The organism is Loigolactobacillus backii (assembly GCF_003946275.1).
Lineage (GTDB): Bacteria > Bacillota > Bacilli > Lactobacillales > Lactobacillaceae > Loigolactobacillus > Loigolactobacillus backii.
The window spans coordinates 1-20705 of record NZ_RHNQ01000051.1 but is presented as its reverse complement, the minus strand read 5'-3'; the positions used below and the strand labels follow the sequence as shown (position 1 = coordinate 20705).

At 40.9% G+C, this 20705-nt stretch carries 19 protein-coding genes; 13 read left to right on the top strand and 6 right to left on the bottom strand.

Features of this window, described 5'->3' with window-relative positions; all coding sequences use genetic code 11:
• Window positions 1-141: 141 nt before the first annotated feature.
• Both yihA and EKM61_RS09015 read left to right on the top strand, forming a co-directional pair.
• Window positions 142-738, top strand: coding sequence for a ribosome biogenesis GTP-binding protein YihA/YsxC (gene yihA, locus EKM61_RS09020; protein ID WP_068224730.1), 597 nt, complete (start codon window positions 142-144; stop codon window positions 736-738).
• Window positions 738-1022 carry a nucleoside triphosphate pyrophosphohydrolase family protein gene (locus EKM61_RS09015; protein ID WP_068224727.1) on the top strand — a complete coding sequence of 95 codons (285 nt, stop codon included), beginning with the start codon at window positions 738-740 and terminating at the stop codon, window positions 1020-1022. The genes yihA and EKM61_RS09015 overlap by 1 nt, the downstream gene beginning before the upstream one ends.
• 281 nt (window positions 1023-1303) lie before the next feature.
• Here EKM61_RS09015 and EKM61_RS09010 read toward each other — a convergent pair whose 3' ends face one another.
• From EKM61_RS09010 to EKM61_RS12065, 3 genes are all read right to left on the bottom strand, one after another.
• Entirely contained in the window at window positions 1304-2062 is a 759-nt protein-coding gene (locus tag EKM61_RS09010; protein ID WP_068224724.1) for a 3-oxoacyl-ACP reductase, read from the bottom strand.
• On the bottom strand, window positions 2059-2283 hold the full coding sequence (locus EKM61_RS09005) for a DUF2829 domain-containing protein (RefSeq protein ID WP_068224722.1): 225 nt from the start codon (window positions 2281-2283) through the stop codon (window positions 2059-2061). Before EKM61_RS09005 ends, EKM61_RS09010 begins: the two co-directional genes overlap by 4 nt.
• 127 nt (window positions 2284-2410) lie before the next feature.
• Window positions 2411-2548 (bottom strand): SPJ_0845 family protein, encoded by a 138-nt coding sequence (locus EKM61_RS12065; protein WP_164505765.1) that lies wholly within the window; start codon window positions 2546-2548, stop codon window positions 2411-2413.
• A gap of 198 nt (window positions 2549-2746) precedes the next feature.
• On the opposite strand from EKM61_RS12065, the gene EKM61_RS09000 reads away from it, so the two are divergent.
• The 4 genes from EKM61_RS09000 (at window position 2747) to EKM61_RS08985 (ending at window position 7712) form a co-directional block, all read left to right on the top strand.
• Entirely contained in the window at window positions 2747-4204 is a 1458-nt protein-coding gene (locus EKM61_RS09000; protein ID WP_068224719.1) for an ABC transporter substrate-binding protein/permease, read from the top strand.
• Between the two features lies 1 nt (window position 4205).
• Window positions 4206-4937 (top strand): amino acid ABC transporter ATP-binding protein, encoded by a 732-nt coding sequence (locus EKM61_RS08995; RefSeq protein ID WP_100077748.1) that lies wholly within the window; start codon window positions 4206-4208, stop codon window positions 4935-4937.
• 227 nt (window positions 4938-5164) lie between these two features.
• A complete protein-coding gene (gene uvrC, locus EKM61_RS08990; protein WP_068224714.1) occupies window positions 5165-6937 on the top strand; it encodes an excinuclease ABC subunit UvrC in 1773 nt (590 codons plus the stop codon).
• 34 nt (window positions 6938-6971) lie between these two features.
• Entirely contained in the window at window positions 6972-7712 is a 741-nt protein-coding gene (locus EKM61_RS08985) for a hypothetical protein (RefSeq protein ID WP_125636197.1), read from the top strand.
• A 76-nt stretch (window positions 7713-7788) separates the two neighbouring features.
• On the opposite strand, the gene EKM61_RS08980 is transcribed toward EKM61_RS08985, so the two are convergent.
• From EKM61_RS08980 to EKM61_RS08970, 3 genes are all read right to left on the bottom strand, one after another.
• Window positions 7789-9726, bottom strand: coding sequence for a PTS fructose transporter subunit IIABC (locus tag EKM61_RS08980; protein WP_068224710.1), 1938 nt, complete (start codon window positions 9724-9726; stop codon window positions 7789-7791).
• A gap of 115 nt (window positions 9727-9841) precedes the next feature.
• Window positions 9842-10756 carry a 1-phosphofructokinase gene (gene pfkB / locus EKM61_RS08975; RefSeq protein WP_068224708.1) on the bottom strand — a complete coding sequence of 305 codons (915 nt, stop codon included), beginning with the start codon at window positions 10754-10756 and terminating at the stop codon, window positions 9842-9844.
• Entirely contained in the window at window positions 10753-11508 is a 756-nt protein-coding gene (locus tag EKM61_RS08970; RefSeq protein ID WP_068224706.1) for a DeoR/GlpR family DNA-binding transcription regulator, read from the bottom strand. The genes pfkB and EKM61_RS08970 overlap by 4 nt, the downstream gene beginning before the upstream one ends.
• A 189-nt stretch (window positions 11509-11697) precedes the next feature.
• Here EKM61_RS08970 and obgE point away from each other — a divergent pair, with 189 nt between their 5' ends.
• The 7 genes from obgE to EKM61_RS08935 all read left to right on the top strand — a co-directional run bounded on the left by obgE (window position 11698) and on the right by EKM61_RS08935 (window position 20459).
• Window positions 11698-12993, top strand: a complete 1296-nt coding sequence (gene obgE, locus EKM61_RS08965; protein ID WP_068224704.1) for a GTPase ObgE — start codon at window positions 11698-11700, stop codon at window positions 12991-12993.
• Between the two features lie 213 nt (window positions 12994-13206).
• Window positions 13207-15120 carry an acyltransferase family protein gene (locus EKM61_RS08960; RefSeq protein ID WP_068224702.1) on the top strand — a complete coding sequence of 638 codons (1914 nt, stop codon included), beginning with the start codon at window positions 13207-13209 and terminating at the stop codon, window positions 15118-15120.
• A gap of 190 nt (window positions 15121-15310) precedes the next feature.
• Window positions 15311-16240 carry a ribonuclease Z gene (gene rnz / locus EKM61_RS08955; RefSeq protein ID WP_068224699.1) on the top strand — a complete coding sequence of 310 codons (930 nt, stop codon included), beginning with the start codon at window positions 15311-15313 and terminating at the stop codon, window positions 16238-16240.
• 11 nt (window positions 16241-16251) lie between these two features.
• Window positions 16252-17049, top strand: coding sequence for an SDR family NAD(P)-dependent oxidoreductase (locus EKM61_RS08950; RefSeq protein WP_068224696.1), 798 nt, complete (start codon window positions 16252-16254; stop codon window positions 17047-17049).
• A 41-nt stretch (window positions 17050-17090) separates the two neighbouring features.
• Entirely contained in the window at window positions 17091-17507 is a 417-nt protein-coding gene (locus EKM61_RS08945) for a LapA family protein (RefSeq protein ID WP_068224693.1), read from the top strand.
• 111 nt (window positions 17508-17618) lie between these two features.
• Window positions 17619-19928, top strand: a complete 2310-nt coding sequence (gene recJ / locus EKM61_RS08940; RefSeq protein ID WP_068224690.1) for a single-stranded-DNA-specific exonuclease RecJ — start codon at window positions 17619-17621, stop codon at window positions 19926-19928.
• 12 nt (window positions 19929-19940) lie between these two features.
• Complete coding sequence (locus EKM61_RS08935; RefSeq protein WP_068224688.1) at window positions 19941-20459, top strand: adenine phosphoribosyltransferase; 519 nt, start codon at window positions 19941-19943, stop codon at window positions 20457-20459.
• Window positions 20460-20705 lie beyond the last annotated feature (246 nt).

The following is a 20705-nucleotide window of genomic DNA, read 5'->3' as shown; positions in this document are numbered from 1 at the left end:
CTTTTTTATTTTTCTGATTTTCAAAACAGACAAAAAACCGGTATTAGTTATTCACCAATACCAGAAAGTGTAGACCCCTTTTTTTTTGAGTCTAGTTTGTGTTAAAATTAAGGGCAGTGTTTTAGAAAGTGAGGGGTTATCATGCACGTTCAAGACGTAGAATTGGTAATTAGTGCGGTAGCGCAAAGTCAGTATCCAGACGATACATTACCTGAAATTGCATTAACAGGACGATCTAATGTGGGTAAGTCGTCTTTAATCAATAAATTAATTAATCGCCGTAAAATGGCGCGAACTTCTGGGACACCAGGTAAAACACAGACGTTAAACTTTTATCGTTTGGATGAAAAGTTATATTTTGTTGATTTGCCAGGCTATGGTTACGCAAAAGTATCAAAAAAAGATCGCGAAAAATTTAGTCACATCATTGAAACTTATTTACAAACGCGAACTAAATTAAAAGGGGTCATTTCATTGATTGATGTCCGCCACGAACCATCTGAAGATGATAAGGCAATGTATAACTACCTTAAATATTATGGTATTCCGGTTTTAGTTGTGGCAACTAAAGGGGACAAGGTTTCGCGGGGTAAGTGGAATCAGCGGGAAAGTCAGTTAAAAAAAGCACTTGATTTAAATCAAACTGATGATTTTGTTATTTTTTCTAGTCAGACTGGGATTGGAGCCGATAAAATTTGGCAGTGGGTCGGCGAACAGACGGAAGTGGAGGTAGACTAATGGAGTTTAATGAATACCAAAAACTAGCTAATCGAACATTACTTGGTAATGAACAGGTTCTAACTAATTGCGCCTTAGGGTTGGCTAGTGAGAGTGGTGAAGTGATTGATTTAATCAAACAATATACCTTTCACGGTGAGGAATTAAATCAAGAAGAGTTAGTCAAAGAGATGGGTGACGTTTTATGGTACTTGTCACAAATTGCTCAGTGGGCCGATATTCCCTTTGAAGATATTGCTAAGGATAATATTACTAAACTAAACGCACGGTATAAAAAAGATTGATGGTAGTCTAATTAGTTATTAGAAAAAATAAAATAAGTGGCTTGAAGTGGCCCCCAGTATTGGAGTTTAGTCAAATCCCAGGAGGGTCATTTCTGCCGCTTATTTTTTATTACGCTAGAACGTGCGCTAAAAGTCTAGGTTTACGTGCCTTGCGGGAGTGTTTGGAAAAGCACAGGAAGTTGCGTTTTCAAACACGATTACGGCTAATTCAATAACCATACTATAATTATTGGCCTGGCCAACGTCGCACAGTAGGCTCCAAAACGATTTTTGCCCCATTTCTATTTTTCTAGCCAACCGCCATCAATGGGAATAACGGCACCATGGATATAATCGGCTTCAGAGCTGGCCAAGAAGCGACTTAAATTGGCAACTTCTTCTGGTTTGGCCCAACGCTTTGCTGGTGTTTGTTCGGCCACTGATTTGGCCATGGTACCAGCACCAGTAAAATCGGCCTGGTTCATTGGTGTATCAATTGCTCCTGGGGCGATACAATTGGCCTGAATGCCCACGGCCGCGTAATCATAGTCTAATTGCTTAGTGTAACCAATAATGGCGTGTTTAGCGGCCGTATAAGCGGCACCACCACCACCAGCGACTAAACCAGCAATTGAGGCCATATTTACGAAGACACCAAATTGATGTTCCAGCATTTGGGGTAGTACCTGGTTAGTTAATAAAAATTGGCTTTTTAGATTAGTTAACATGACGTTATCCCAATCTTGACTTGTTGTTGCCAGTGTTGGGGCATAATGATCTAAAATTCCTGCAGTGTTAAACAAGCTATCGATATAGCACGTCTGCAGTATTTGTTGAACTGTTAGTTGTAGTTCACTCTCAAGCCGCAGATCGCATGGATAGTAGGTCAACTGTTGCGGGTATTTGTGTTGCAATGATTGGAATGACGCATTATCTTGTTGGTCGATGGCGTAGACGTGGACGCCAAGTGTTAATAGTAGCTTGACTTGGGCCAAACCAATTCCAGAAGCGGCCCCAGTGACGATAATGTGGCGTTGGGGCCAATCGAGGTAACTTCTCATTCGACTAATTGCCAATCATCGGCCAGAACATCGCAGGAAGTTGGTTGGAACATTGAAAGTGTAGGGGCCTCATTTGTTTTAATTAATAAGTAAGGATTTATTTCTTCACCTTGATATTGATCGTGACTCACCTCAAAAATATATAATTCTGAACCACCCCAGCCCGTGCGAATTGCTTTTTTGCCTTGTTTAATTTTGGGCAAGATTTCTTCAAATGTCATTTTTTACCTCCAAATAAAATTGCTAAAAAATAGTGCGGAATTAAGGTTGATGTAAATTACCTTTAATCCCGCACTTATTATATCATTGTAGATTTTAATACAACTAAATTTTTATATTGAGACCAAATTATTTTTTAGAAGTTGGTTTTTTTTGCTTATCTTTTTTTTGCGGTTTTGGCTTATCTTCAACGGGTACTTTGGGATCAATAGCGAATTTATCGAAGAGTTCGTTTAGACTATTATCTTGTTTAATGGTTAAACCCATGAACATCATCCTTTCTGATTTACTTTCATTGTAACAAATTTTGCCGAAAATACTACTATTTAGCTAGATCACAAAGCCGGGTTGAATATATTAATAATTTTATGCATTAATTAGATTATTTTGGCAAAAGTATTGCATAAAAAATCATTTATGGTTATAATCGAATCATTGATTAAAAAGATTGGAAGAGGAGCGCGTATGAAAAAATTTTTTGTTTGGCTTAGCCTTGTGCTAGGGCTCATCGTAACGCTAGCTGGAATCAGTGCTCAGCCTGCTCAAGCGGCCGATAACTCATTGGCCCGGGTTAAGGAAAAGGGAACTTTAGTGATGGGGACTAGTCCTGATTACCCACCTTATGAATTCTTAGTTAATCGTAATGGTAAGGAACGTGTCGTTGGGATGGACGTCGACATTGCCAAAAAGATTGCTAAGGATTTAGGCGTGAAGTTAGTCATCAAACAAATGAGTTTTGACTCATTGTTAGTTGCCTTAGAAACGAATAAGGTTGATATGGTTGTCTCAGGAATGTCACCGACACCTGCTCGGGAAAAGAGTGTTGATTTTTCTAAGGTTTATTATAAAGGTGGTCAATCCATTTTAATTAATAAAACGGATAAGGGACTTTACCACGACAAGAATTCATTTATCAATAAGGCCGTGGGGGCACAAACCGGAAGTATTCAATACAGCCTTGGAAAAAAGCAAATTAAAAATTCAACAGTTAAAGGCCTCGACAAGATTAGTGATTTAATTCTGGCCTTAAAGAGTCATAAAGTTGAAGGGGTTATTATGGAAAAGCCTTCAGCTCAGGCCTACGTTGATAATGATAAGAGCCTCACCATGATTAACGGGAATTTCAACCTTGGCAAAGGTGAAAATGATACCGCAATTGGTTTCCGTAAGGGATCAACATCATTAGTTAATGAAGTTAATAAATCCGTTGATCAGATTGATAAACAAGACTTAACCAAGGATTATTTAAAAGATGCTGGTTCTTACATGAAGACCAATACCCATAACACAACTATGTGGCATTATGCTGGTTACTTTGCTAAAGGGGTTGGCTACACATTACTCATCACCGTAATTAGTGTCTTCTTTGGTATTTTACTGGGAATAATTTTTGCTTTAATGCGTTTAAGTAAAAATAAGTTGTTACATGGTTTAGGCGTTGCCTACATTGAATTTGTTCGGGGCACACCATTAATGATTCAGGTTATGTTTGTTTACTTTGGGATTGGCCTGTTTATTAATATTCCGGCTTTGACTTCTGGTATTATTGCCGTATCGCTGAATTCGGCGGCCTACGTTGCCGAAATTATTCGGGGCGGGATTAATTCGGTTGCTAAGGGGCAAACCGAAGCTGCGCGTAGTTTAGGGCTTAGTAATACCCAGACCTTCCGGAGTGTCGTCTTCCCCCAGGCATTGAAGAATATTTGGCCGGCATTAGGTAATGAGTTTGTTTCGCTAATTAAGGAAAGTTCGATTGTTTCCATTATTGGGGTTACCGATTTAATTTATCAATTAAAAGCCGTTCAAACTGCGACCTATAAGGGTGTTGCACCGATTATTGTTGCGATGATCTTATACTTCATTATGACCTTTAGTTTGTCGAAAGTACTGAACCATTACGAGAGGAGCATGCGTCATGACTGATATGATAAAAATTGAGGACTTGAGCAAGAAATTTGGTGATACCGAGGTTTTAAAGGGTCTTAACGGTAGCGTCAGTAAGGGTCAAGTAATTTGTGTCATTGGACCATCTGGTGGCGGTAAAAGTACCTTTCTACGGTGCCTAAACTTATTGGAAAAACCAACTAGTGGTAAAGTTACTTTTGAAAGTAATGAATTAACTGCTTTAAATGAAACCCAATTAAATGAATTACGGGAAAAAATGGGAATGGTTTTTCAAAGCTTTAATCTATTTGCCAACATGACGGTTATTGAAAACGTTAAGTTGGCGCTAGTTAAGGTTAAAAATATGAGTGATGATGAGGCAAATAAGTTGGCGTTAAGCCTTCTGGATCAAGTTGGCTTACAGGAAAAGGCGGATGCTTACCCGGCAAGCCTATCCGGTGGTCAACAGCAGCGGGTAGCAATTGCGCGTGCCTTGGCAATGAATCCTGATGTAATGCTTTTCGATGAACCAACTTCCGCGCTTGATCCAGAAATGGTTGGCGAAGTTCTGAAGGTTATGCAGGATTTAGCCAACGATGGGATGACGATGGTTGTAGTGACGCACGAAATGGGCTTTGCTAAAAATGTTGCTGATCAAGTTTGGTTCATGGACGGTGGTGTTTTTGCCGAAAAAGGAACACCGGAACAAATTTTTGAGCATCCTAAGAATGACCGAACTAAAGATTTTTTGGCAAAAATATTAGAGGCTTAAAGCAGCAAGTAACTGGAACAGAAGTTGTTTTTGGCGCATGTTCTAACGTAACGATCAGAAATAGTAAGCGGTCAGGACAAAAGTCCTGGCCGCTTACTATTTTGATTAAATTCAAATTAAGGACGTTTTTTAGGCCAGTAACTTGCAAAATACGTTATTCGCGCTAAACTATTATAGCGAACATCTGTGCGAAATTAATTGCGGAATAAATAGAAAGGATGTTTTGGATGGCTTCAGAATATCTTGAACATAAGTTGGCATTATTGCCGCCGTTACCAGGTTGCTACTTAATGAAAGATGAAGACGGCCATATTATTTACGTTGGTAAAGCCAAAAATTTAAAAAATCGTGTTCGTTCTTATTTTAAAAGCAGCCACGAGGGCAAAACGGCACGTTTAGTTGAAACAATTCGTGATTTTGAAACGATTATTACCTCAACGGATAAAGAAGCCTTTTTACTTGAAATCACCTTAATTCAAAAACACCAACCGTACTTTAATATTAAGTTAAAAAGAGGGACGGGTTATCCGTATATTAAGATTACCAATGAGCGTGACCCTCATATGTTGATTACTGGCGAAATAAAGAAGGATGGCGGTTATTATTTTGGGCCGTACCCTAATGTTTATGCTGCCGACGAAACGTTACATTTTTTGCAAAAAGTCTATCCATTGCGGCGGTGTTCTGGCCGCCAAAAACGCCCTTGCTTGTACTACCACATGGGTCAGTGTCTTGGCGCCTGTTTCCGGGAGGTCCCTGTAGAAGAATATCAAGCGCAAATTAAGCGAATTAAAAGCTTTTTAAACGGTAATGTTGCAACGGTAAAACGTGAACTACAACAGCAAATGACGGCCGCTGCCACCGAGCTAAAGTTTGAACGAGCGGCGGAATTAAGGGATCAATTAAAATATATTGAGGCAACAGTGGAAAAGCAGAAAATTATTTCCAATGATAATACACCTCGGGATATTTTTGGTTATTACATGGATAAGGGTTGGTTGTCAGTTCAGGTCTTCTTCATTCGCCAGGCGCGCCTAATGAAACGAGAGAAGCGGCTATTTCCTTGTGTTAATACCCCTGAGGAAGAATTAGAAAGTTTTATATTACAGTTTTACAATCGAAAAAATAAAGTACTACCACGAGAAATATTGGTTCCTAAGGGCATTAATCAAAAGGTATTAGCCGACATCCTAAAAGTTCCGGTACGAACACCGCAGCGTGGTCAGAAGCGTGATTTAATGGATATGGCCAACAATAATAGTCGTCTAGTTTTAGAAGAAAAGTTTCGTTTAATGGAATTGGACAATTCACATTCAGTTGGTGCTGTTCAGGAGTTAGTGGATGTCTTACACATTGAATCGGCTCACAGGATTGAGGCCTTTGATCATTCGCATATTCAGGGGACGGATCCAGTTTCAGCAATGGTTTGTTACATTGATGGTAAGCCGGCCAAAAAAGAGTACCGTAAATACAAGTTGAAAAATGGTGATGGCGGGAACGAGGCCGAGAATACCCAAGAAGTAATCCGCCGACGTTATAGTCGCTTATTAAAAGAGGGTCGTGATTTACCAGACCTTATTCTAATGGATGGTGGTGAAATTGAATTACACGCCGCAAAGGAAGTTTTAGAGGATGAACTTGATATCGATATTCCAATTGCTGGGATGGTAAAAAACCAACACCATAAAACGGCCTCGTTGATGTTTGGTCCGCAGGATAAAAAACTTGATCTTGATCCTAAAAGTGAAGGCTTTTATCTGTTACAACGGATTCAAGATGAAGTCCACCGTTTTGCAATTACCTTTCACCGGCAATTACGAGGTAAGCATTCCCTAAGTTCGCAGTTAGATGTTATTCAAGGTGTTGGGCCAAAAACGCGAACTAAACTGCTCAAAGAATTTGGCTCATTAAAAAAAATCAAGTTAGCGTCGGTGCCGGAACTGCAGAAAATTGGCATTTCAAAAACGGTTGCCCAGACAATTAAACTATCGCTACAGTAATCGGGAAAGTGGTTGATTAGCAGTGTTTAAACAAGTGATATTAACAGCTGGGTTAAATTGTTTATTAATAATTATTGTCCCAACGATTTTTGCAATGATATTAACTTTCTTTAATCGTAGCAGTAAGCAAATGTTGGTTAGTCGATTTGGTTTTCGTAGTCAAATTTATTTTGGTTGGCTTGGAATTATTAGTCATGAGTTAAGCCATTTGTTAGTGGCCAAACTATTTCATCATCAAATCATGAGTGTCAAATTGGTTAGTTTACGGCCAACGGATGCAACTTTGGGCCACGTGGAGCACCAGTATAATGCCAAAAGTTGGTACCAAAATTTAGGTAACTTTTTTATTGGAATTGCGCCAATCTATGGTTGTAGTTTAATTTTACTAGGTCTTGCTAGTCTCATTTATCCAGAGCTTTGGTCATTATTGCGACTTGACTGGACGGTGTTAGATTTCACCCAACTACACCAATTATTATGGAAAATTATTAGTCACGGACAGTATGCACCTTGGAAATTACTTGTTTATTTTTTATTGGCGACGCAAATTGTATTTGGTGGTTTTGACCTTAGTCGCCAGGATTTTCAAGGAAGCTTGCGGGGCCTATTACCCTTAGTTCTTGTTCTTAGTTTGTTAGCCCTTGGAGCAGTGCTGGTTCAACTGCCGCTTGTTGCGATTTTAACTAAGGTAACGTTAATTTTTGGAACTTTACTAGGCTATGCCGTCATTCTAAGCTTTTTCTATTGGCTGCTTTTACGGTTGATTACGCGCTAAAGTGACGATGGTGAAAATATTTGGTGCACAAAAAAAGTTGGAAAACTTATTTTTCCAACTTTTTTTATATTTAAGCTTAATTAGTCTTTTTAACTGGTTTCCATAAACCGAGGATAGTACCCGCAACAATAGCGCCAATGGCTACTGATAGTAGGTAGAAAACCCAGTGACTAGCTAATGGTGTTACCCACAGACCACCGTGGGGAGCAGGAACACTGACGTGCCATAATTGGCTGAGGCCACCGCCAAGTGCGGCACCGATAACGCTAGAAGTAATAACGTGTAGAGGATCTGAGGCAGCAAATGGAATTGCCCCTTCAGTGATAAAGGAAATACCAAGAACGTAATTAGAAATACCAGCTTTACGTTCGTCTGGTGTAAATTTATCACCCCAGAAGGTGGTTGCAATGGCCGTTGCCAGTGGTGGTACCATTCCACCAACCATAACGGCGGCCATCATCTTACCATCACCAGTGGCACTGTAAACACCGATTGCAGTTGTATAAGCCGCCTTATTAAAGGGACCGCCCATATCAATCGCCATCATACCACCGAGAACAGCACCGAGAACAACGGCGTTACCAGTTCCCATACTCTTTAAGAAGCTAGTTAAAGCATGATTAATGACTGCAAAGACTGGATCAACCGCGAAGAACATAATGGCACCAACAATTAAGAGTCCAAGAATCGGGTAAAGAATCATTGGTTTTAAGCCATCCAGTGACTTCGGCATATTCCGAAAAACATGCTTTAACCAAACAATGACGTAGCCGGCAATAAAACCAGCAGCAATCCCACCTAAGAAGCCGGCAACACTTGTTGTCTTAACAACACTTGCGGCAGCAGTATTGGCCATGAAACCACCAACAAAGCCGGGCATTAAGGCCGGCCGATCACCAATTGACTCAGCAATGTATGCGGCCAAAACTGGCACCAAGAAGCCAAAGGCCCAAGTACCAATCCCATTTAGAAAAGTGAAGGTCACGGATTTTGGACCAACGGATTGTTCAACCATAAAGGAAATGGCCATTAAAATCCCACCGCCAACGACGAACGGTAACATATTTGAAATACCATTCATTAGGCTGGCATAGATTGTACTCCAAGCCGATTTGCGCTCACCGGAATCATCATTGCCAACTTCGGCGTTTCCGCTAGCGTGGAAAATTGCTCCTTTATCAGCAAGTGTTTCGTTAATCAATTCCTCAGGTTTTTTAATCCCGTCAATAACTGGTCGATTTAGTAAATGTTTGCCATCAAAACGATCCATGGCAACTTTTTTGTCGGCAGTAATAATAACACCTTTAGCACGTTCAATATCATTGGTTGTTAGGCGGTGTTTAACACCTTCAGAGCCATTGGTTTCAACCTTGATGTCAACGCCCATTGCTTCTGCTTGCTTCTTTAAAGCGGCTTCGGCCATATAAGTGTGTGCGATACCAGTTGGACAAGCGGAAACGGCAACGATAAATGGCCGTTCACTAGTAGAAGTTGTTGGTTGAACTTGTGTTGTCTTTTGGGCCTCTGCATCAGCTTCTTGTTTGTCTTTTGCTTCTTTGGCAGTTTGAGCGTCCGCAAATAATTGTTGTACATCATCCGGTGTTTGGGCTTTTTTCAGAGCGGCCACTAAATCAGGATTAATCAATAAACTGGATAGGGCGGCTAGGGCCTGCAAATGAGTATTATTTGCGCCTTCAGGGGCAGCAATCATAAAGAATAATTGAACTGGTTGGCCATCTAAAGCGTCAAAATCAATTCCCGCATTACTTTTTGCAAATAAAACCGTTGCTCGGGTAACGACCTTATTCTTAGCGTGGGGCATTGCAATACCATCGCCAATCCCCGTGGTTGATTCGGCTTCGCGCTTTAAAATATCTTGTTTATACAGTTTTTCATCCGTAATAATACCGTGTTCGTAGTACTGATGAACCATTTCATTAATGGCTTCAACTTTTGTTGTTGCCTTCAGGTCCATTATCATGACACCTTTTAGTAAAAGTTCACGAATATCCATGTTTGGCACTCCTTTTTAGTCGTCACTAATTGGTGGCGTAATTATCTAGCTTTTGTTTTATAAGTTAATTGTTGGATTATAAGGATTGGTCCGATGTGAAATGGGCGCACCTTTTTTAAGCATAGGGTGTAATCTTAATTGTTTGCTTAACTTCGCTAATTTTAGCCTGATCGGCCAAATCTTCAGAAAAGGCCGTTGCGCTTCCACAAGCCAAACCAGTTTTGAAGCTGGCCAAGGGATCTTGTGTTTGACTGTAGGTACCAACAAAACCGGCAATCATTGAATCACCAGCACCAACTGAATTTTTGACGGTTCCTTTGGGGGCAGTTGATTTATAAACAGCCTTGGGTGTGATTAGAAAAGCACCTGCACCGGCCATTGAAACTAAAACATTCTGGGCACCGAGGGCTAGTAATTTGCGCCCGTACGTAACAATGGCTTCATCATCAGCTAAGGTCACGTTGAAAAGTGCGGCTAATTCATGATGATTAGGTTTAACCACTAAAGGATGCGCGGCCAGTGTGTCTAATAGCGCCTGGCCTGTAGTATCAATCACAAATTCCGCACCTTGTTGTTGAATTAATGGAATCAAATCATGATAAAAACTAACGGGAAGACTGGGAACTAGGCTGCCGGACATCACAACAACGTCGCCGGGTTTTAATTGTTGAAATTGGGCCTTGAAACTAGCAACGGCCGCCGGTGAGATGGTTGGTCCTTGACCGTTTATCTCAGTTTCTTCCGCAGCCTTAATTTTGACGTTGATCCGGGTGTCATCGCTAACGGAAGTAAAGGCGGTCTGTAATTTTTCATGGGCAAGGTAATGTTTAACAAAGTCGCCAGTAAAGCCACCTAGAAAGCCCCAGGCCACACTAGGAATATTAAGTTGTTGTAAAATCCGCGAAACATTAATTCCCTTGCCGCCTGGTAATTTGGTGTCGTAGGACATTCGATTAACCTGGCCTAATGTGACCTTAGGTAATTGAACGATGTAATCAATTGATGGATTCACCGTAATGGTATAAATCATTTTGTAACCTCCTGTACGGTTGTTTGTTTTTGGAAATTGAGCCGATCTTTTTGACTAATATGATCAGTGATGATGGTACCCTGGGCCAGATCGGAAATCTTGGCGAAGGAAACTTGATTGAACTTAGTGTGATCCGCTAAAAAAAAGGTACTAGCCGCTTGCTGTAATGCCGTACGTTTAACAGCGGCCTCATCAGGATCGGGTGTTGTGTAGCCAAAACGAAGGTGAATGCCGTTGGTACCCAGGAAGGCCTTATTAAAGCGGTATTCCTTTAAGGTAGCAACACTTTCAGAGCCGATAATCGCCTTGGTGACATTTTTAAGTTGGCCCCCTAAAAGAAAACAGCGAATATCATAATCGGCCAGCAATGATGCATGATTAACACCGTTAGTAACGACAGTTAAATTTAAACTTTTTTTTAGGTAAGGAATCATTGCTAAAGTCGTTGTGCCAGCATCCAGGAAAATAACGTCGCGCGGTTTTAAAGTGTTTGTTGCTAAACGGGCAATTTGATCTTTTTCGTGAACACTCTGGTTAGACTTTTCACTAACCGCAAGTTCGGTTTGCAACGTTGCCGCACGTTTGGCGCCACCATGAACCCGAACTAAAAACCCAGCCTGTTCCAAAATTTGTAGATCACGGCGAATAGTTGACTCAGATGCAGCCGTTTGGGTTATCAAGTCCTGTGATTTAACAATATCGTGCTGGCTTAACGTCGTTAAAATATATTGGTGCCGTTCCTCTGTAAGCATTTTCTCACCCCTGCAAAATTTAATTTACCACCAAAATCATTCAAAATCAATCTTTTTTGTTCATAAACGTTCAAAAACATTTAAAACAGTCAATAACGAAGTGTACATATGTTTCGTTTTCTATGGACAAATAGCCGTATTTTCTTTACAATGGGAAAGATACAAACATAGGAAGGGAGGGGCTATAACTTGTTTATTGATCAAGTTAAGATTACGGCGCGCGCTGGTAAAGGCGGCGATGGTATGGTGGCTTTCCGACGGGAGAAATTTGTGCCACTTGGCGGACCTGCCGGCGGTGATGGTGGTCGTGGTGGAAATATTACTTTGCGCGTTGATGAAGGTTTACGAACTCTGATGGACTTTCGGTATAAACATATTTTTAAGGCTCAAAATGGTGAGCGAGGTATGAACAAAGGAATGACAGGCCGAGGCGCTAAGGATACCTTTATTAGTGTGCCGCCGGGTACAACTGTTCGAGACGTTGAGACGGACGCTCTTTTAGCCGATCTCACTGAGAATGGACAAGAGGTTATTATTGCTAAGGGTGGTCGTGGTGGCCGGGGAAATATCCATTTTGCCTCACCAAAAAATCCGGCGCCAGAAATTTCTGAAAATGGTGAGCCAGGGATTGAACGACAAGTGAGTTTAGAATTGAAAGTGTTAGCCGATGTTGGTTTAATTGGTTTTCCTTCAGTTGGTAAATCAACTTTATTGTCAGTTATTACTAGTGCAAAACCCAAGATTGGGGCCTATCAGTTTACAACCTTAGTTCCGAATTTAGGGATGGTTAGATTGGATGACGATCGAAGTTTTGCGGTTGCAGATATGCCTGGTTTAATTGAGGGAGCTTCAAATGGCGTTGGACTTGGAATTGAATTTTTACGCCACATTGAACGTACCCGTGTTTTACTCCATTTAGTTGACATGAGTGGTGTAGATGAACAGGATCCCTTTGCCGATTTTGGCAAAATTAACCATGAATTAGAAAAGTATGATCCTAGTTTATTAAAGCGCCCGCAATTAATTGTAGCAACTAAAATGGATATGCCAAACAGTGCCGAAAATCTAGAGAATTTCAAGCTTAAGTTGGCAGAAACTACGGCCAAAGATACAGCAATTTTTCCAATTTCGGCGCTCACACACCAAGGATTAACCCCGTTACTACAACAGGCGGCGGATTTATTAGATAAAACACCGAGCTTTCCACTGTATCAGGATGAAGAACCGGCATCCGAAAAATTATATGAATACAAAGCGGATCAACCTGATTTTACAGTTACTAAGGATGAGGAAGGTACTTTTGTTGTGGCCGGTGAACGTGTTGAGCGGCTTTATAAGATGACCAATTTAGATCGTGATGAGAGTCTCATGCGCTTTGCCCGGCAGATACGAGGGATGGGTGTTGATGATGCACTACGAAAAAATGGCGCTAAAAATGGTGATTTAGTATCAATCCTTGATTTTACATTTGAATTTGTTGAATAATGAAGGAAAATTGGAATGAAAGGGGCGCGTTACTGGCCGCAAAATGTTAAGTTTTTGAATGGACAATAGTAATCTGGAATTTTCCTTTTTTAGTGTTGTTTTATGCTATTAATAGAAAATTTCTAATATTGCTTTGTAGTTCTAGATTTAACAACCTTTTATTCCCTACTATTAGCTATTTGATGCATATGATTAATTGAGGCTTATAAATAAATGGAACATAAAAAGAGACTGGCAAATAGTCGCTATATTACCGGACTTAGTGGTTTGCGGACCTTGGCCGTAATTGGAGTTATTTTGTACCATTTAATTCCCTTTACTGTTCCAGGCGGCTACCTAGGCGTTGTAATTTTTCTTGTTTTAACCGGTTATTTAATTACTGATCTTCTAATCCAAGAGTGGGAACAAAATGGCAAAATTGATTTATTGGATTTTTATCGGCGGCGGATAACGCGACTTTATCCGGCATTAGTTGCCATGTTATTTTCAACGGCGGCCTATATAACGCTGTTTCAGCGGCAGCTATTGAATAACTTACGTGGCATTATGGTTAGTAATCTTGGTTACTTTTATAATTGGTGGCAGATTACGCATGGTCAATCTTATTTTGAACGTTTTGCTAATAATGAATCTCCTTTTACGCATTTATGGACGTTATCAATTGAAGGTCAGTTTTATTTAATTTGGCCCTTTATTATTGTTGGACTGGTTCTCTTTGTTAAGAAACGCCGCAAAATAGCCGGATGGTTGTTCGGCCTTAGCCTACTTTCTGCGGGCCTAATGGCATTTCTGTTTGTGCCGGGGCATGATCCTAGCCGAGTTTATTATGGAACCGATACTCGTTTTTTTGCGATTTTAATCGGCGCAGCACTGGCCATTATTTGGCCTAGTACTCACCTTAAGGCCAAAGTCGCGCGAGCGCAGCGCCTATTATTGGATGGTATTGGAATTGTGACGTCAATTTTAGTGATTATTCTATTTTTTACGTTGCCAGCACAAAGTACCTTTCTTTATCGTGGTGGTATGTATTTGTTCACAATCATTATTGCCTTATTAACGGCAGTAATTGTTAATCCGGCGGCCGATCTAAACCGTTTTTATACGAATCGGATATTTACTTGGGTTGGCCAGCGAAGTTACGGCATCTATTTATATCAATTTCCAGTGATGATTTTTTACGAGAATCAGGTTAAAGATATCGCCAATTCTCCTGTGTTACACGGGGTGATTCAGTTAGTTTTAATTCTTTTAATCAGTGAATTATCCTATCGATTAATTGAACGTCCGTTTAGTCACTTTAAGTACCGTCACTTTTTCAGCTTCACACGTGAATTTTTCCGCCGGCGTTCAATTTATGGTCGGCGAAGGTTACTTATAATTCCGGCAATTGCAATTCTTGGCGTTGGAATGATTGGATTTGTTGTTGCGCCAAGTGGTGCAGCCAAAACATCAAATCAGTTAACAAAAAATATTAAGCACAATGAAATCGCAAATTCAAAGAAACGATCATCCTTACTAGCAGAAGCACAAAAAGCGAAAAGTGGGTCGTCCTCTGGTTCAACCCAGTCATCAACTGAGTCCGCAAAAAGTATTGATGCAAAATTGGCGGCAAATTTAACGCAAAAGCAAGTTAGTCAGGCGCAAGACTTGAACGTAACGGCTGTCGGTGATTCGGTTATGTTGGACGGTGGTGATACCTTACAGCAAATTTTTCCCAAGATGCTTCTGGATGCTTCAGTGGGGCGTCAGGCTGATACGGCCGTTGGTATCCTTCAAAGTTATGCGGCAAAAGGTGTCTTAGGTAATGTTGTTTTAATTGGTTTAGGAACTAATGGCCCATTTACCGACCAGCAGGTAGATCAAATTATGCGAACGTGTGGTGCCAAACGCCAGGTTTACTGGATTAACGTTCGTGTACCCACCAGAAGCTGGCAAAATTCGGTTAATAGATCATTAACTGCGGCCAGTGGGCGGTGGCCTAATTTGAAGATTATTGATTGGTATAAGGAAAGCAATCAACACAGTGATTGGTTTTATGCTGATCAGGTACACCCGAACGTAGTAGGAAAGGAACATTACGCTAATTTTGTGGCTCGTTCGATTATGCAATCAAATGGACAACACTAATGATTGTAGAACAGATTTTTAAGCTACACATTATTAAAAATATTTGAAGATGTAGATGGGAGTTATGGCAAAATTTATTTTTTGTCACAACTCCTTAGCTATTTAGTGCGGCCGTTTAAAATAAAAGAATTGCAGGAAGTTATAAAATTGCCTACAATGAACGTAATATAAAGAAATGGATGAACAAATCATGGAATTAGAATTTCTAGGAACAGGTGCTGGATCACCGGCTAAATTTCGTAATGTTACGAGCTTGGCCCTTAAACTATTAGATGAGCGAAATGCCGTCTGGTTATTTGACGTTGGCGAGGGCACGCAGCAACAGATTTTACGAACAACAATTCGACCACGTAAAATTGAAAAAATTTTTATTACTCACTTACACGGTGACCATATCTTTGGTTTACCTGGATTTTTAAGTAGCCGTTCCTTTCAGGGTGGTGAGGGTACCCTAACAATTTATGGTCCGCGGGGAATTCGTGATTACGTCATGACGAGTTTACGTGTTTCCGAAACGCATTTAAGCTATCCCCTAAATTTCGTTGAAATCACTAAAGAAGGAATATTATTTGATGACGCAACTTTTCGTGTAGAGTGCCTGCGTTTAGATCATCGAATTGCAAGCTATGGTTACCGGGTAGTTGAAAAGGATCATCCGGGAGAATTATTAGTTGCAAAGCTAAAAGAATTAGGGGTGCCGGCAGGACCACTTTATGGTCAGTTAAAGGCGCAGAAGGATGTTACTCTGGCCGACGGTACTTTGTTACACGGGCCGGACTTTATTGGGGCCGCACAAAAAGGCCGCATAATCACAATTTTAGGTGATACGCGACTGACTAAAAATAGTTATAAACTGGCTAAGGATGCCGACGTATTAGTACATGAAAGTACTTTTAGTAAGGCCGAGGCCAAAATGGCAACAAATTACTATCATTCAACCAGTGCCCAGGCCGCTGATGTTGCAAAAAAATCTGGCGTTCAGCAACTGCTATTGACCCATATTTCGGCGCGCTACGTTGGTAAAATGGCCTTGAATCTTCAAGAAGAGGCCCGAAAAACTTTTTCGAATACGCGTGTAGTTAAAGATTTCGATCAAATTAAGGTACCCCTGCGAAATTAGAGGTGGTAGAAATGAAAAAAAGATTGTTAAATCAGGTTATTTTAATAACGGGAGCATCGACAGGTTTAGGCGAACAGCTCGTTTATTGTGCAGCTCAGCGTGGAGCAACAATTGTAGCCTGTGCGCGTAATCAAATTCGTTTAAGCCAGGTGATCAAAAAGGCCCATCAACTATCAGGTCGACCGGCTTATAGTTACACCGTGGATTTAAGTGATCCTGAACAGATTGAACAATTAGTTGCGGCGGTAACAAAAAAGGTTGGACCGATTACTGTTTTGATTAACAATGCCGGGATTGGTCAGTTTGAAAATGCACTAGATATTAAATTAACCGTGATGGAAAAGATGTTCCGGGTTAATACTTTAGGCGCAATCTACTTAACCCAATTAGTTGCTTTACAGATGGTGGCTTACCACCAGGGAACAATTATCAATGTTGCTTCACAAGCAGGAAAAATCGCGACACCTAAGGCTAGCGTTTATGCGGCCTCAAAGGCGGCCCTAATTGCTTACAGTAATTCATTACGTTTAGAGCTTCGACCGCGGAACATTCGGGTAACAACTGTCAATCCTGGTCCAATGGCGACTGATTTTATAAAGAAGGCAGATCAGTCAGGAAAATATGCGCAGTCGGTGGCAAAAATTATGCTTGACCCGGAACGGTTCGCACGGCGAATTATTGCTAGTATTGGCCGTGGAACCAGAGAAATTAACGCACCAGCGATTATGGAGGTTGCTGCGCGTTTCTATCCGTTGTTTCCAGAGTTGGGCGACTGGCTTGTTTCCCGTCCAGTGTTTAATCGAAAATAAGTTGATGTTTTTCTAGCTAATTAGTAAAGGGAGGTAGTAAGATGAAAAATCAATGGCGGTTAATCTTAATTTTACTGCTCGTTCTTATTATTGTTAGTTTTGCCGTTATAAACGTGGCGCCAGTAGTTGTTAACTTTGGTTTTGGTACAACTAAGTGGCCGTTAATTTTGGTTATTTTGGTTGCACTATTGTTGGGCGCGTTGATTACAGTTCTGGTCTCGACAACTAATTCGTTAGGCGCACGGCGCCAACATAAGGCTTTAACAAAAGAAAACGCTGAATTAAAACAATCAGTGCAGAAACAGGTTGCTGCTGAAGTTGCGAATAAAACTAAAAACTTTGAAAATCGGCTGGTTCAAAAGGATAATCAAATTAAAACGCTAAAGGCACAAATTGCTGAGACTGAAGCAACGGATTTAGCGGCCAGTGAAAGTAAACCAACCGATAAAATTCAGTAACTAAGCTGTGATTAGGGTTAGCTGTTAATTTTGGCTAATTGCTAATCATTTTTTTTGCTCTTTTATTCGTGAGCGAGTTTGCTATAATAGTCTGGTTGGGAGTGTGAACGAATGATAAAATCCAGTTACCAGTGGCAATTGCGCCCTGAGCCGGATGCGACAACGGTAAAACAAGTTGCTGCAGAGAATCAATTGGATGAGCGCCTCGCAAAATTATTAGTTAGCCGTGGATTAACTAAGACAACTGAAATTAAACAGTTTTTAGAACCAAGTTTAGAACAATTAAACGATCCGCTGGCCTTAGGTGAGATGTCAAAGGCCATTGAACGAATTCAGCAGGCAATTATGGCTAATGAAAAAATAACGGTTTATGGTGATTATGACGCGGATGGTGTTACCAGCACCAGTCTAATGCTAGAAACACTGGAGTCTTTGGGTGCCAATGTGACAATCTATATACCAGATCGCTTCAAAGAAGGCTATGGCCCACATGTTGCTGCATTTGAGGCGTTAGCGGATGCTGGAACCAAATTAATTATTACAGTTGATAATGGGATTAGTGGGGTGGCTAGTATTGCCGCTGCTAAGGCCAAGGGTGTCGATGTCATTGTTACTGATCATCATGAGTTACCGCCTAAGTTACCTGATGCCTATGCGATCGTTCACCCACGATTACCAGGTAGCCATTATCCCTTTCCGGACTTAGCGGGTGTTGGGGTGGCCTTTAAGGTTGCAACGGCCTTACTGGAGGAAGTACCGATTGAAAGTCTGGATTTAGCAGCAATTGGAACGGTTTGTGATATTGTTTCTTTAACTGGTGAGAATCGTGCCTTGGTGGCGTTAGGTTTACAACAATTACAGCAGTCACCACGGCCAGGTATTTCGGCACTTTGTGAAGTTGCCAAATTAAAACAGACAACGTTGGATGAGCAATCAATTGGGTTTGGGATTGGACCACGTTTAAATGCTTTGGGACGCCTAGGAGACGCGAAGGATGGCGTTAAGCTATTAACAACGTTTGATCCAGATGAAGCAACGCAATTGGCCAAATTTGTTCAAGCGCAAAATGAGCGCCGGCAAAATTACGTTAAAGTCATTTATGATGAAGCAATTAAATTAGCCACCACGCCTGAAAACACGCTGAAACAAACTTTAGTTTTGGCCCACGAAAATTGGCATGAGGGTGTCTTAGGTATTGTAGCTAGCCGAATCGTCGAAAAAACGGGTAAGCCTACTTTAGTATTGAATATTGAAAGTGAACAAACGGTCAAGGGATCTGGCCGTAGCGTGGCTGGCTTTGATCTATTTGCGGCACTTAATACCAATCGTGAACAAATGACAACCTTTGGCGGTCATCAAATGGCTGCCGGATTAACCTTGCCAAAGTCGGCACTAACAACGGTTAGTGCCGGTTTAGAGGCGGCGGCCGTGAAGCAGGATTTAGCTCATCAAGGGGCTGCGGATTTAATAATTGATCTCAAACTGACAGTTGATGAAGTAACGCCGGATTTACTTGCCGGTTTTAAAAAGTTAGCACCTTTTGGGACCGATAATAAAACGCCTTTACTAGAATTAACACCAGAAAAACTGACTGATGTTCGGGCAATTGGCGCGGATAAAACGCATTTAAAATTAAAACTTTGTGGTGCGAACAATCAGTTAGACGCGATTGCTTTTAGAATGGGTGGTTATGTTGATGATCTTGTGGCGGCCGATCAAGTTACGGTTGTTGGCGAATTAGGTGAAAATGAATGGCAAGGTAATGTTACTTTGCAATTAATGGTTAAGGATTTGGCTAGTTCTGGTGTTGAAATTATTGATAAGCGAACCTCACACTTAACTAAGCAGTTATTTAGTTATCAGGGGACCTATGTTTTCTTTAACGCCAAGTATTGTCAACGTTTGAAGCCGTACATTGAACCGACTAATCAGATTGTATTGGCTAACGAAGCGACTACGGTAACAGATGATACACTGATTTTGGTAGATGCGCCGGTCAACTTGGCCGATTTAACAGCGTTACTCAAAAGGGCACATTGCGCACGAATTATCGCGCTTTTTTACACGCAACGGCCAGTTTATTTAGATGGCATGCCAACTCACCAGCAGTTTGGCCGGCTATTTAAATTTGTATTGAGTCACAAAAATGTTGCTGTTCGCGCTGAATTAAAGACCATTGCGCATCATTTACAATTAAAAGAAGCAATGTTAATTTTTATGATTCAAGTGTTTTTTGAATTAGGATTTGTTAAAATAGATGATGGCGTTATGAATGGTGTTGCGCATCCAGATAAGCATGCGTTAACGGAAGCACCTAGCTATCAACAACGTGAACAAAAAATGAAATCTGAATCCGTTCTGATTTATAGTAACTACCCAGATCTAAAAGGCTGGTTTAATCAGCAACAAGATCTTGTTTAAGGAGCGAAAAGAATGTCAGTGAATTTACGGGACTATATTGCAAGTGTTAATGATTTTCCAGAAAAAGGTGTCGTTTATCGCGACATATCGCCATTAATGGCCGACGGTGTTGCGTATGCCCAAGCAACGGATCAGATTGCGGCGTACGCCAAAGATAAGGGTGTCGAAATGATTGTTGGACCAGAGGCCCGGGGATTTATTGTGGGCTGTCCAGTGGCCTATAAACTTGGAATTGGTTTTGCACCGGCCCGAAAAAAAGGTAAGTTACCTCGACCAACAATTTCAGCCAGCTATGGTTTGGAGTATGGCCGTTCAACTTTATACTTACACACGGATGCGATTAAGCCAGGGCAACGAGTTTTAGTAACCGACGACTTATTGGCAACGGGCGGTACAATTGCGGCAACAATTAAGTTGGTTGAAGATTTAGGTGGTATTGTTGTTGGAACTGCCTTTTTAATCGAGTTAAAAGACCTTAAGGGCCGGGAAAAGATTAAAAATTATGATATGTTGGCCTTGATGGATTTCTAAACAGTAAGAAAGCTTAGAACCAAGTGTTAACAATATCTGTTTGTTACAAGCGATTGAAATATGCATCATTAATGTGCGCTAATCCTAGTGATATTATTTATGGCTCTCTGTCAAATCCTGTTGATAGCCAATTTTACAGTGTTAGAAGTTAGGCAACTTCTAATGCTGTTTTTTTATTTGGTTTGGTGCGCATTTGTTGTAGTTTGATCCGTGAAACTAAATGGTGATAGTTGCGAAAACCAAAGG